This is a genomic window from Neptuniibacter sp. SY11_33 (genome assembly GCF_047778025.1).
Taxonomy (GTDB): Bacteria; Pseudomonadota; Gammaproteobacteria; order Pseudomonadales; family Balneatricaceae; genus Neptuniibacter.
Window position 1 is genome coordinate 753,077 of the sequence record NZ_CP180543.1, and the last position, 13,025, is coordinate 766,101.

Annotated in this window: 10 protein-coding genes; 7 read left to right on the forward strand and 3 right to left on the reverse strand. The window is 45.4% G+C overall.

Features of this window, described 5'->3' with window-relative positions; translation table 11 throughout:
• Window positions 1–60: 60 nt before the first annotated feature.
• The 3 genes from ACMXYV_RS03325 to ubiG are packed head-to-tail and all read right to left on the reverse strand — an operon-like array spanning window position 61 to window position 2,229.
• The gene (locus tag ACMXYV_RS03325; RefSeq protein ID WP_415890359.1) at window positions 61–801 is read right to left on the reverse strand and encodes a YciK family oxidoreductase; all 741 of its coding nucleotides are present in this window, start codon (window positions 799–801) and stop codon (window positions 61–63) included.
• 19 nt (window positions 802–820) lie between these two features.
• Complete coding sequence (locus tag ACMXYV_RS03330; RefSeq protein ID WP_415890360.1) at window positions 821–1,501, reverse strand: HAD family hydrolase; 681 nt, start codon at window positions 1,499–1,501, stop codon at window positions 821–823.
• Between the two features lie 2 nt (window positions 1,502–1,503).
• The gene (gene ubiG, locus ACMXYV_RS03335; RefSeq protein WP_415890361.1) at window positions 1,504–2,229 is read right to left on the reverse strand and encodes a bifunctional 2-polyprenyl-6-hydroxyphenol methylase/3-demethylubiquinol 3-O-methyltransferase UbiG; all 726 of its coding nucleotides are present in this window, start codon (window positions 2,227–2,229) and stop codon (window positions 1,504–1,506) included.
• Between the two features lie 195 nt (window positions 2,230–2,424).
• Here ubiG and gyrA point away from each other — a divergent pair, with 195 nt between their 5' ends.
• The 7 genes from gyrA to rpsA all read left to right on the forward strand — a co-directional run bounded on the left by gyrA (window position 2,425) and on the right by rpsA (window position 13,023).
• Entirely contained in the window at window positions 2,425–5,013 is a 2,589-nt protein-coding gene (gyrA, locus tag ACMXYV_RS03340) for a DNA gyrase subunit A (protein WP_415890362.1), read from the forward strand.
• Between the two features lie 72 nt (window positions 5,014–5,085).
• Window positions 5,086–6,168 carry a 3-phosphoserine/phosphohydroxythreonine transaminase gene (gene serC / locus ACMXYV_RS03345; protein WP_415890363.1) on the forward strand — a complete coding sequence of 361 codons (1,083 nt, stop codon included), beginning with the start codon at window positions 5,086–5,088 and terminating at the stop codon, window positions 6,166–6,168.
• Window positions 6,169–6,194: 26 nt separating this feature from the next.
• A complete protein-coding gene (gene pheA, locus ACMXYV_RS03350) occupies window positions 6,195–7,286 on the forward strand; it encodes a prephenate dehydratase (RefSeq protein ID WP_415890364.1) in 1,092 nt (363 codons plus the stop codon).
• An 11-nt stretch (window positions 7,287–7,297) separates the two neighbouring features.
• Entirely contained in the window at window positions 7,298–8,404 is a 1,107-nt protein-coding gene (hisC, locus tag ACMXYV_RS03355) for a histidinol-phosphate transaminase (RefSeq protein ID WP_415890365.1), read from the forward strand.
• On the forward strand, window positions 8,401–10,617 hold the full coding sequence (locus tag ACMXYV_RS03360) for a bifunctional prephenate dehydrogenase/3-phosphoshikimate 1-carboxyvinyltransferase (protein ID WP_415890366.1): 2,217 nt from the start codon (window positions 8,401–8,403) through the stop codon (window positions 10,615–10,617). Before hisC ends, ACMXYV_RS03360 begins: the two co-directional genes overlap by 4 nt.
• Window positions 10,617–11,303 (forward strand): (d)CMP kinase, encoded by a 687-nt coding sequence (gene cmk, locus ACMXYV_RS03365; RefSeq protein ID WP_415887060.1) that lies wholly within the window; start codon window positions 10,617–10,619, stop codon window positions 11,301–11,303. The genes ACMXYV_RS03360 and cmk overlap by 1 nt, the downstream gene beginning before the upstream one ends.
• A 31-nt stretch (window positions 11,304–11,334) precedes the next feature.
• Window positions 11,335–13,023: a 30S ribosomal protein S1 gene (gene rpsA, locus ACMXYV_RS03370; RefSeq protein ID WP_415890367.1), complete on the forward strand. Its 1,689-nt coding sequence runs from the start codon at window positions 11,335–11,337 to the stop codon at window positions 13,021–13,023.
• The last annotated feature ends 2 nt before the right edge of the window (window positions 13,024–13,025 follow it).

Below are 13,025 nucleotides of genomic sequence, written 5' to 3' on the forward strand. Positions count from 1 at the left end.
TAGGTAATAAAAAAGCAGCTTAGAGCTGCTTTTTTTTTATTGTCTTTTATTTCTGCTTAATTATTGGGCGTCTAGCGATTGGCCGTTGACGGTTGCGCTGTCTTTGCCCATTAGATATAGATAGACCGGCATAATATCTTCCGGTGCAGTCACTGATTGTGGGTTTTCAGCTGGGTAAGCATCGGAGCGCATTTGTGTTCTGGTTGCACCTGGGTTGATGCAGTTAGCGCGAATATTACAAATGCCGCTGGTCTCATCTGCTAGCGTCTGCATCAAGCCTTCAGTCGCAAACTTAGATGCTGCATAAGCACCCCAGTATGCTTTGCTTTGACGTCCTACGCTTGATGATGTGAAAACAACCGATGCATCATCTGACTGTTGTAAAAGTGGCATGAGGGTCTGGGTTAACATGAATGGTGCATTTACATTTACTTGCATCACTTGTTGCCAGATTACTGGGTCGTAGCTTTCAATTGGCGTCCGCACGCCTAGAATGCTGGCATTGTGAAGAATGCCATCTATTCGGCCAAATTCTTGATCGAGTGTGTTAGTCAGTTCAATGTAATCATGTTCTTGTGCGCTTTCTAGATTGATTGGAACTAGCGCCGGTTGTGGGTAACCTGCGGCTTCAATCTCGTCATAAACATTTTCAAGTTTTTCTAGTGTACGGCCAAGAAGGATGACGGTCGCTCCATGAGCGGCAAAGGTCATTGCTGCCGTACGGCCTATGCCTGAGCCAGCGCCAGTCACCAGAATAACTTTATCCTTTAATAAGTCTGCAGGGGCTTGGTATTCAAACATAGTGATCTGTTCCTAATCATTAACGTAAAGCGGTGTATAGAGATTGTAGCAGTGGCTTGAGTTCAGTTGCACTGGATATCTGGTGATCGGCTTGCCAATTTTTAGGGTCGTCGTCTTCATCGATGTAACCGTACTCGGCTGCGATGGTTAGCATGCCGGCGCGATTGCCTGCTTCGATATCCCTAATATGATCACCAATGTAAACACTGTTGCTAGGAGCGCAATCGATTTCTTTGCAGGCTAAGAAAAGTGCTTCTGGGTTGGGTTTCTTCTCTTTAACGTGGTCTGGACAAATGACGCTTTTGGCGGAATCGCTCAGTTGTAACCCTTGCATCACAGGTGTGGTATAGAGTTCTGGTTTGTTGGTGACAACGCCCCAAGGTATGTTGTGTTCTTCAAGCCAGCTTAGGAATTCGTCCATACCAAAAAAGAGTTGGCTATCTACATCAAGATGTTCCAAATAGATGCTTAACATTCGCTGGTGTAAACGGTCAAAGTCGGCTTCGCCTTCTTTTAGATTAAATGCAGCCCCGACCATAGCTCTGGCCCCATGAGATACGTAACCGCGAAGATATTCATAGCTTATTTTATCACGCCCTTCTTCTTTTAGCAGGGTGTTTATGACCCAGTGGAAGTCCGGTGCGGTATCTATTAACGTGCCATCTAAATCGAATAAAACTGAAGCAGGTTTATCGGCCATGATTACTCTGGTTTGGTGGTAGCGATAATGTAATTTACATCGACATCTGTTGGATGAAGGCTGTACGTTTTCGTCAGTGGGTTATAAGTCATACCGCACATGTCGATATTCTTTAGGCCGCTTTGACGGATCCAGTTGCCAAGTTCTGAAGGGCGAATAAATTTTTTGAAATCATGTGTGCCTTCAGGAACTAGTTTCAGTACTTTTTCAGCGCCAAGTATCGCAAAAAGGTAGCTCTTTGGATTACGGTTCAGTGTCGAGAAAAAGACCTTGCCGCCCGGTTTGCAGAGTTTGGCGCAGGCTTGGACGATTGAGGAGGGATCGGGAACATGTTCCAGCATCTCCATGCAGGTGACAACATCAAAAGATTCGGGTTGCTCAGCCGCTAACTCTTCAACGGGGATCTGTTTGTAGCTGACATTAACACCACTTTCTAGACCGTGCAGTTTGGCAACCTTCAGAGGGGCTGCTCCCATATCAATGCCTGTTACGGTTGCGCCGCGTTGAGCCATGGACTCGGACAAGATGCCGCCGCCACAACCTACATCCAATACTTTCTTTTCGGCCAGATGCGCAATGCGATCTATATAACCTACGCGTAACGGGTTGATATCGTGGAGTGGTTTGAATTCGCTGTTTTTATCCCACCATTTGCTGGCAAGTTCTTCAAACTTTGCGATTTCTGCTGGATCAACGTTTGCTTGAGTGCTGTTTTCTGGCTGAGTCATGATGTTTTTGCTTTAAAGTATTTGTTGGCATTCTAGCATTGCTGAGGTGTTGAAAAACAGTTCATCGCACATCTCCAACTTTAATTGTATAACCTCTTATTTTTTCAGGATTCCCTTGTAGGAAATGTGATATACTCCCGCGGTTAAAAATATCCGCGGAAACCTTCCGTTGTGAGAGTGATTCAAGGATAGGGAATGGGTGATTTAGCCAGAGAAATCCTGCCAGTTAACATCGAAGATGAACTGAAGCAGTCTTACCTTGATTACGCGATGAGCGTAATCGTCGGCCGTGCGCTGCCAGATGCGCGCGATGGCCTTAAACCAGTTCACCGTCGTGTGTTGTTTGCGATGAATGAATTGGGCAATGACTGGAATAAAGCATATAAAAAATCTGCCCGTGTGGTGGGTGATGTAATCGGTAAATACCACCCGCACGGTGATAGTGCGGTATACGACACTATTGTTCGAATGGCTCAGGATTTCTCCATGCGTTATACGCTGGTAGATGGTCAGGGTAACTTTGGTTCGATCGACGGCGACTCCGCCGCTGCGATGCGTTATACCGAAATTCGCATGGATAAGATCTCCCATGAGTTATTGGCAGATCTCGAGAAAGAAACCGTCGATTTTGTAGATAACTACGACGGTACGGAAAAGATTCCTGTTGTCGTTCCTACACGCATACCTAACCTTCTTGTTAACGGTTCTTCAGGTATTGCCGTGGGTATGGCGACCAATATTCCTCCTCATAACTTGTCTGAAGTTGTGCGTGGTTGTATTGCTCTGATTGAAAATGAAGAGTTAACCACTGATGAGTTGATGGAATATATTCCTGGTCCAGATTTTCCAACAGGCGGCATTATCAATGGTCGTGCCGGTATCCTGCAGGCATATCGTACAGGTCGTGGCCGCATCTATGTGCGTGCTAAGCATCATGTAGAAGAAGATGAAAAGAGCGGCAAGCCATCTCTTATCATCACTGAGATCCCTTATCAGCTTAACAAAGCTCGCTTGATCGAAAAGATTGCTGAGCTAGTTAAAGATAAGAAGATTGAAGGTATTACAGAGCTACGTGATGAGTCCGATAAAGACGGTATGCGTATTGTTATTGAACTTCGTCGTGGTGAAATGCCAGATGTGGTGATTAATAATCTGTTTGCTCAGACTCAGATGGAGTCTGTTTTTGGTATCAATATGGTTGCTTTGGTTGATGGTCAACCAAAGATTCTTGATCTGAAAACAGCGCTGGAATGTTTCATTCGCCACCGTCGAGAAGTAGTGACCCGTCGTACTGTTTATCTTCTACGTAAAGCGCGTGAGCGTGGTCATATTCTAGAAGGTCTAGCGATTGCACTTGCCAATATAGACCCTGTCATTGAAATGATAAAAACATCACCAACACCCGCTGAAGCAAAAGAGCGTTTGATTGCTGAAGCATGGACACCAGGTGATGTGATTCAGATGTTGGAGCGAGCAGGTGAAGATGCTTGCCGCCCTGAAGATCTGGAAGAACAGTATGGCTTACGTGAAGGGAAGTACAATCTTTCTCCTGCTCAGGCTCAGGCAATTCTAGAATTGCGCTTGCACCGTCTGACCGGTCTTGAGCATGACAAGCTGATTGCTGAGTACAAAGAATTATTAGAGCGCATTGCTGAACTTCTGAAAATTTTAGGTTCTCACGAACGCTTAATGGAAGTGATTCGTGAAGAGCTTGAAGCAGTTTTGGAAGAGTACGGTGATGAGCGTCGTACAGAGATCACTGCGTCACGTAAAGATCTGACAGTTGCAGATCTGATCACTGAAGAAGATATGGTAGTGACTATATCTCACGGTGGCTACGCGAAAACGCAGCCGTTGACTGATTACCAATCACAGCGTCGTGGTGGCAAAGGTAAGTCAGCTGCAGCAATTAAAGATGAAGATTTTATTGAGCATCTGTTAATTGCGAATACCCACGATACGATCTTGTGCTTCACTGACCGTGGTAAAGTTTACTGGTTACGTGTCTTTGAAATTCCTGTTGCAAGTCGTACAGCACGTGGCCGTCCGATTGTGAATATTTTGCCTTTGGATGAAGGTGAGCGCATCAGTACTATCTTGCCTGTAGGTAGCTACGAAGAAGATAAGTTTATCTTTATGGCGACAGCTTCCGGTACTGTTAAGAAAACTGCACTGACTAACTTCTCCCGCCCGCGTACTAGCGGTCTGATTGCTCTGGATCTTTTAGATGATGATCATCTAATTGGTGCTGCAATTACCAATGGTGAAGACGATGTCATGTTGATGACAAGTGCTGGTAAATCTATGCGCTTCCGTGAGGAAGATGTACGCCCAATGGGTCGTACAGCACGTGGTGTTCGTGGCGTTAAGATGGATGATGGCGTTAATGTTATCTCGCTAATCATTCCTCAAGAGGGCGGTAAGATTTTGACCGCTTCTGAGAATGGTTTTGGTAAGAAAACAGCCGTTGATGATTTCCCAGTGAAAGGCCGTGGCGGTCAGGGTGTCATTGCTCAGCAATGTTCTGATCGAAATGGAGCGTTGGCAGGTGCGGTTCAGGTCTTCGATGGTGATGATGTCATGCTGATCAGTGATCAGGGTACCTTGGTACGTACGCGTGGGGATGAAATCTCTGAGCTAGGCCGAAATACACAAGGTGTGACATTGATTCGTGTAGGCGATGATGAACGCTTAGTAAGTGTTGCCCGGATCGAAGAACCGGACGAAGAAGAGCAGGTAGAGACGGATACAGAGGCGGAAACCCCGACCACTGTTGAAGAATAATTTCTACCTCAAGTGCGGCGCTAATGTGCCGCATTTTTTATATATGACTTTAAGTAGAGTGAAGATAAGTCTATGACACGTAAGTACAATTTCAGTGCAGGTCCTGCTGGTTTACCGAGTGAAGTATTGCTGCAGGCTCAAGAGGAACTTCTAGACTGGCACGGTAAAGGCCTTTCCATTATGGAAATGAGCCACCGCAGTAAAGAGTTTGTCTCGGTTGCTGAAGCGGCAGAGCAGGATTTACGTGACCTGATGGGAATTGGTAGTAACTATAAGGTTCTATTCCTTCAAGGTGGGGCTACATCGCAGTTCTCTATGATTCCACTGAACTTACTGCGCGGCAAAACTACAGCTGACTATATCAATACTGGTATTTGGTCGAAAAAAGCGATCCAAGAAGCGTCTCGCTATTGTGATGTGCGTATTGCCGCATCTAGCGAAGGAAATGGTTTTACTGCTGTACCAAACCAAAGTGAATTGGATCTAAATGCAGAGGCTGCTTATCTGCATTACACACCAAATGAAACGATTGGCGGCTTGGAGTTTGATTATGTGCCTCAGTCGGGTGATGTTCCTCTAGTGGCGGATCTGTCTTCTACAATCTTGTCTCGTGAGATTGATGTAAACCAGTTCGGTTTGATCTATGCGGGCGCACAAAAGAATATTGGTCCAGCAGGTTTGACGGTTGTGGTCGTTAGAGAAGACTTGTTAGGTGATGTTGTTGCCGGCACACCAACAATGTTCGATTACAAAGTACATGCAGATGCTGAGTCTATGTGTAACACACCACCAACCTATGGCTGGTATCTAGCTGGTTTAGTCTTTAAATGGCTAAAAGCTCAAGGTGGTGTGGCTGCGATACAAGCGGCTAACCAGCGTAAACAAGAAAAACTGTATGCAGCGATTGATGCCAGTGATTTCTATGCAAACCCAATGGCGTCAGCTAACCGTTCTTGGATGAACGTGCCATTTACTTTGGCTGATGATGCTTTGGATAAACTGTTCTTAGAACAAGCAGAAGAGTCAGGCCTGTTGAACTTGAAAGGTCATCGCTCTGTAGGCGGTATGCGAGCGAGCATCTACAATGCTGTTCCGGAGGAAGCGGTGGATGCGTTGATCGCGTTTATGCAGCAGTTTGAAAAGCAACACGCTTAAAATCATTTGCGGAAAATGAGAAGAGTATGAGTGAACAAGAAAAAGAGTTACGTGTTTTACGTGATCAGATCGATTCTATAGATGGTCAGCTTCATGAGCTTCTGAATCAGCGTGCTAAATGTGCTCAACGTGTAGCTGACGTTAAGCAAAAACATCAGGGTGAAACTGCGGCTGTATTTTATCGCCCAGAGCGCGAAGCTCAGGTGTTACGTGCGGTAATGGAGCGAAACGAAGGCCCGCTTCCTGATAAAGAAGTTGCACGTCTTTTCCGTGAAGTAATGTCTGTTTGCTTGGCATTAGAAGAACCAATGCGAGTGGCTTTCCTTGGCCCTGAAGGTACTTTTACCCAACAGGCTTCAATGAAGCATTTTGGTCACTCTGCTCATAATCTGCCGATGCAATCGTCTAAAGATGTCTTCCGTGAAGTGCAGTCGGGTGGAGCTCATTATGGTGTTGTCCCAATCGAGAACTCTTCGGAAGGTGTTGTAAGTAGCACGCTTGATCTGTTCAAACAGTTCGATCTTAAAATTTGTGGGGAAGTTGAAGTCCCAGTTCACCTTCACTTATTGGTGAATAAAGGTGATAGCTTGGATGAGATCTTCAAGATCTATTCCCATGAGCAGTCCTTAGCGCAAAGCCGTAGTTGGTTAGATGCGCGTTACCCGCATATCGAGAAGGTTGCAGTTAGTTCTAACGCAGAAGCCGCTCGTTTAGCGAAGCAAGAAGGTCAAGGTTATGCCGCTATTGCAGGAGATATGGCTGCAGAGCTTTATGAGCTTGAAGCTGCTGTTTGCAATATCGAAGATCAGGCGGATAACTCAACTCGATTCTTGATTATCGGTGACCAGGATGTTGGTCCTAGTGGCGATGATAAAACATCTATTTTAGTCTCTGTACCAAATGCACCAGGTGCGCTGTATCAGTTGTTGGAGCCTTTCCATCGCTCACAAATTAGTCTGACACGTGTAGAAACCAGATCTTCTGCAAAACAGTCTATGTTCTATATCGATTTCGAGGGGCATAGCGAAGATCAGCTGGTTGCTAAGGCGCTAGCTGAATTAGCAAAAGAAAGTGTTGAACTAAAGGTCTTAGGTTCATACCCTCGCGCGGTGCTTTAAGAGGCATATTGATGAGTTGTGATTTCTTTTCACTGGCTTCGCCTGGGGTGCAAAATTTGCACCCCTATTTGCCAGGTAAACCACCAGAGGAGTTAGAGCGAGAGCTTGGCTTAACTGATGTGGTGAAGCTGGCAAGTAATGAAAGTCCTATAGGGGCCTCGCCTAAAGTCGTCACAGCTCTCCAAGAAAAACTGTCAGGCATTAACCTTTATCCTGATAGTGGTGGTTATAGATTGAAGTTGGCGCTGGCTGATTCTCTGAGCTGCCAGCCGGAACAGATTACTTTAGGTAATGGCTCCAATGATGTGTTGGAACTCATTGCCCGGGCTTTTCTAACCTCAGGCGATGAGGTTATCTATTCGGAATATGCTTTTGTCGTTTATTCGTTGGTGACTCAAGCAATTGGTGCTAAAGCTGTAGTTACGCCTGCAAAAGATTGGGGGCACGATCTTGATGTTATGTTGAAGCGATTAACTCCAAATACTCGGATGATCTTTATCGCCAATCCTAACAATCCGACGGGTACCTATTTAACCCAAGGGCAGTTGGAAACGTTTTTAGCTCAAGTGCCGGAAACCGTTTTAGTAGTTGTGGATGAAGCTTATACGGAATATGTGGAAGCTGAAGACTTTCCGGATAGTTTGAGTTTGCAGAAGCAGTTTTCGAATTTAATCGTCACGCGAACCTTTTCTAAGGCCTATGGTTTGGCAGGCTTGCGCGTTGGTTACTCGGTTTCAAACAGTGATATCGCAAATCTATTAAGCCGAGTAAGGCAGCCGTTTAATGTGAATAATCTCGCGCTTGCTGCTGCTGAGATCGCTTTATCTGATCAAGAGCATTTAGATAAAGCAGTACAAGTTAATGCTGCGGGCATGGCTTTTTATCAGTCAGGTTTAGCTAAGTTAGGATTGAAATATATCCCATCGGTAGGGAATTTTATTGCGGTAGATCTAGCTAAGGATGCCTCGCCTATCTACCAAACAATGCTAGAGCAGGGCGTTATTGTTAGGCCTGTGGCGAATTATGGAATGCCAAATCACCTACGTATTAGCATTGGTTTGCAGCATGAAAATGAACGTTGTCTAAAAGCATTACAACAAGTGGTAGAGAAACGTTGAGTCAAGGTATCAAAAATACACTTATTATCGGATTAGGTTTAATCGGCGGTTCTTTAGCAAAAGTGCTTCGTCAGAACCGTTGCTGCGGGCAGGTTATTGGTTTTGATCGTGACCCTGAAGAGACAAAGTTAGGTTTAAGTAGCGGAGTTATCGATGTTGCTGCTGAGAGTCTAGCGGACGCTGTAAGTCAGGCTGATTTAATTGTTCTGGCTGTGCCTGTCAAAGCGATGGAAAAGGTGCTAGTCGATATTGCGCCATTTATCGCCGAAGAAACACTTATAACAGATGTTGGTAGTACTAAGGCCAATGTGGTCGAAGCGGCTAGGCGTGTCTTTGATCAGGTGCCTTCTGGTTTTGTGCCAGGTCACCCGATTGCAGGCTCCGAGAAAAGCGGTGTAGCAGCAGCGGATGAACATCTGTTTGAACAACATAAAATTATTTTAACGCCTTTAGCAGAATCTTCATCTTACGCTGTTAAAGTGTTTACTGAAATGTGGGCGTCCACCGGTGCAGAAGTACTGATTATGGACGTAGAAAAGCATGACGAAGTGTTGGCAGCAACCAGTCATCTCCCACACATGTTGGCGTTTTCCTTAGTTGATACTTTAGCTCAGGAACAAGGCAATAATACTGATATTTTCCGCTATGCAGCTGGAGGCTTCCGGGATTTTACTCGGATAGCCGGTAGTGACCCGACAATGTGGCACGACATCTGTTTAGCAAATAGAGACGCTTTGCTAGCGCAGTTAGATCGATATACATCGGGATTAGCAAAGCTAAGAGCAGCCATTGAATGCGGTGATAGTGAGACGATGTTAGGCACTTTCACCCGTGCTCGAGCTGCGCGAGAACATTTTTCAAGAATCCTTTCTGGTACGGCATATTCACAAGATATGAGTAATCAATTAGTAACCTTTCGTGCCCAGCCTGGCGGCAGCGTAAGTGGTAAAATTCGAGTTCCAGGTGATAAATCTATTTCACATCGCTCCATTATGCTGGGTTCCCTAGCTGATGGTGTTACGGAAGTTACAGGCTTCCTTGAAGGTGAAGATAGCTTAGCGACCTTGCAAGCATTCCGTGATATGGGTGTTGTTATTGAAGGTCCTGATGATGGCAATGTGACTATCTACGGCGTAGGCGTTAATGGCTTAAGTGCACCTCCAGGACCTCTTTATGTAGGTAACTCCGGCACATCAATGCGTTTGCTGTCTGGTTTATTAGCAGCACAGCAATTTGATTCTGAGCTTACTGGCGATGCTTCTCTGACTAAGCGCCCAATGGGTCGTGTAGCTGATCCGCTTCGTTTGATGGGGGCTGAGATCGAAACCGCTGAAAACGGTCGTCCACCGATGAAGATCAAGGGTGGTCAGGTACTAAAAGGTATTCATTATGATATGCCGATGGCAAGTGCTCAGGTTAAATCTTGTTTGCTATTAGCTGGTCTTTACGCTGATGGTGAAACTTCTGTAACAGAGCCAGCACCAACACGCGATCATACAGAGCGCATGCTTACGGGCTTTGGTTATCCAGTTGAGCAAAATGGATCTAAAGCAGCGGTTAAATCGGGTGGTCAGTTGCATGCAACTCGTATCGATGTGCCTGCTGATATCTCTTCCGCTACATTCTTTATGGTCGCTGCGGCTATAGCTCCAGATTCTGATTTAACGTTGGAACACGTTGGTATCAACCCGACGCGTATAGGCATTATCAACATCCTACGCTTAATGGGTGCGAACCTAGAATTGCTGAATGAGCGAGAAGTTGGTGGTGAGCCTGTTGCTGATATCCGTATTCGTTATGCGCCGCTCAAAGGTATTCATATTCCAGAAGATCAAGTTCCACTGGCAATTGATGAATTTCCTGCACTATTTATCGCTGCGGCTTGTGCTGAAGGTACAACGATTGTATCGGGTGCTGAAGAGCTTCGCGTTAAAGAGAGTGATCGAATTCAATCCATGGTTGATGGCCTCAAAGCACTTGGTGTCGATATTGAAGGCACGCCAGATGGCGCGATCATTCAAGGTGGAGAGATCGGTGGTGGTGTTGTAGAAAGTCATGATGATCATCGTATTGCCATGTCTTTCTGTGTGGCTGCTTTGCGCGCTACTGGTGACATCACAATTAATGACTGTGCAAACGTAGCTACATCTTTCCCTAGTTTTGTTGAGCTTGCACAGACTGCAGGAATAAAGGTAGAAAAGGAGGAGGGATGATGTCTAACGGACAGGTCCCCGTAATTACCGTTGATGGTCCCAGTGGATCGGGTAAAGGAACTATATGCCAGTTATTGGCGAAAGAATTAGGTTGGGAGCTTTTAGATAGCGGTGCGTTATACCGTCTACTGGGTCTTGCAGCCAATCATCATGGTGTAAACCTCGATGACGAAGAAGCGCTGGTAGTTTTAGCTGCACACTTAAATGTGCAGTTTATTCCTCGTGATGACGATACTGTCCAGATTGTACTGGAAGGTGAAGAAGTTACTGACGCTATTCGTACTGAAGCTGTCGGTAAGGATGCTTCTATCGTTGCAGCTATTCCGGCTGTTCGAGATGCTCTATTGGAGCGCCAGCGTGCGTTTGCTGAAATGCCTGGGTTAATTGCAGATGGTCGTGATATGGGAACGGTTGTTTTTCCTGAAGCACCACTCAAAATCTATCTGGATGCCAGTGCTGAAGAGCGCGCTGTACGACGTTATAACCAGTTGATAAACAAGGGACTGGGTGCTAGTCTTCAAGCTATATTGGAGGATATTCAGGCGCGAGACGACCGTGATATGAATCGTCCTGTTGCTCCTCTTAAGCCCGCGGCGGATGCAGTAATTCTTGATACGACTAAGATGTCAATCGAAGAGGTCCTAGCCGCTGTAATGGATGCAGCGAGGCACAAAGGGCTTCGCTGATAGTGTCATAACGACAAAGCGGGATACAGATATGAGCGAGAGCTTTGCTGAACTATTTGAAGAGAGCCTTCAAGAGTTGGAGATGGCGCCTGGCGCTATCGTAACGGGTACAGTAATTGCGATTGAGGATGACTTTGTTATCGTCAATGCAGGTCTCAAATCAGAAGGTGTTATCCCGCGGTCGCAGTTTATTGATGACTCTGGTGAGCTGACAATCGATGTTGGTTCTGAGGTCAGGGTTGCATTAGAAGCTGTTGAAGATGGCTTTGGTTCTACTCAACTATCTCGTGATAAAGCAAAACGTGCAGAAGCTTGGGCGGAGCTAGAGAAAGCTTACGAATCTGATGAAATAGTAACAGGGCACATCTCGGGTAAAGTTCGAGGTGGTCTAACGATTATGCTTGGAAGTATCCAGGCATTCCTTCCGGGCTCTTTAGTCGATGTCCGTCCTCTACGAGATACCAGTCACCTAGAAAACCAAGAACTCGAGTTTAAATTGGTTAAGCTCGATGCCAAGCGTAATAACATTGTTGTTTCACGTCGTGCTGTCCTCGAGGCGGCTTACAGTGTTGAGCGTGAAAAGCTACTTTCAGAACTGAAAGAAGGTCTTGTTGTTAAAGGGGTTGTTAAAAACATCACCGACTACGGCGCATTTATTGATCTTGGCGGTGTTGATGGTCTGCTACATATTACTGATATAGCTTGGAAACGTGTTAAGCATCCAAGTGAAGTATTAACGGTTGGTGAAAGTATCGATGTACAGGTGTTGCGTTTTGATAAAGAGCGTAACCGTGTTTCGCTTGGGGTTAAGCAGTTAACCGAAGATCCGTGGACACAACTGATCGCTAATTATGAAATTGGCACAAAAGCGAAAGCAAAAGTGACTAACCTCACTGATTACGGTTGTTTTGCTGAGATTGAAAAAGGTATTGAAGGTTTGATCCATGTTTCTGAAATGGATTGGACCAATAAAAATGTGCACCCATCTAAAGTTGTTCAGGTGGGAGACGAAGTCGATGTGATGTTATTAGACATCGATAAGGAACGTCGCCGTATCTCTTTAGGCATGAAACAATGCAAAGCGAATCCTTGGCAGGAATTTGCGACTAAATTCCAAAAAGGTGATCGTTTAAGTGGTAAAATTCGTTCAATAACTGATTTTGGTGTGTTTATTGGCCTTGAAGGCGGTATTGACGGCCTTGTGCATCTATCCGATTTGTCATGGGATGACAGCGGCGAGGATGTTGTTAAAACACTGAAAAAAGGTGATGACTTAGAAGCGATGGTGCTTTCGGTTGATTCAGAGCGAGAGCGAATTGCATTGGGTGTTAAACAACTAGATGAAGATCCATTTAGTAGTTTTACTGCAAGCCATGGTAAGGGCAAAGTTGTTAAAGGTGCAGTTTCTGATATCTCTGATAAGTCGGTAAATATAACCGTGGCAGAAGGTGTTGAAGCAGTACTAAGAATCTCCGATGTGTCTCGAGAGCGCATAGATAATCTGGCAGATCATTTTAGCGTTGGAGATGAAGTTGAGGCGATGATCAGCCAAATTGATCGTAGAAACAGAGTGATTTTGCTCTCCATTAAGCAGATGGAAGCAGAGCAAGAGAAACAGGCCCTAGATAAAATCAGTCAGCAGTCTGAAACGACTCTGTCGGGCCCAACGACTATCGGTGATTTAATTAAGGCTCAGATGAATAAAGGTGATTCTGAGTAGCT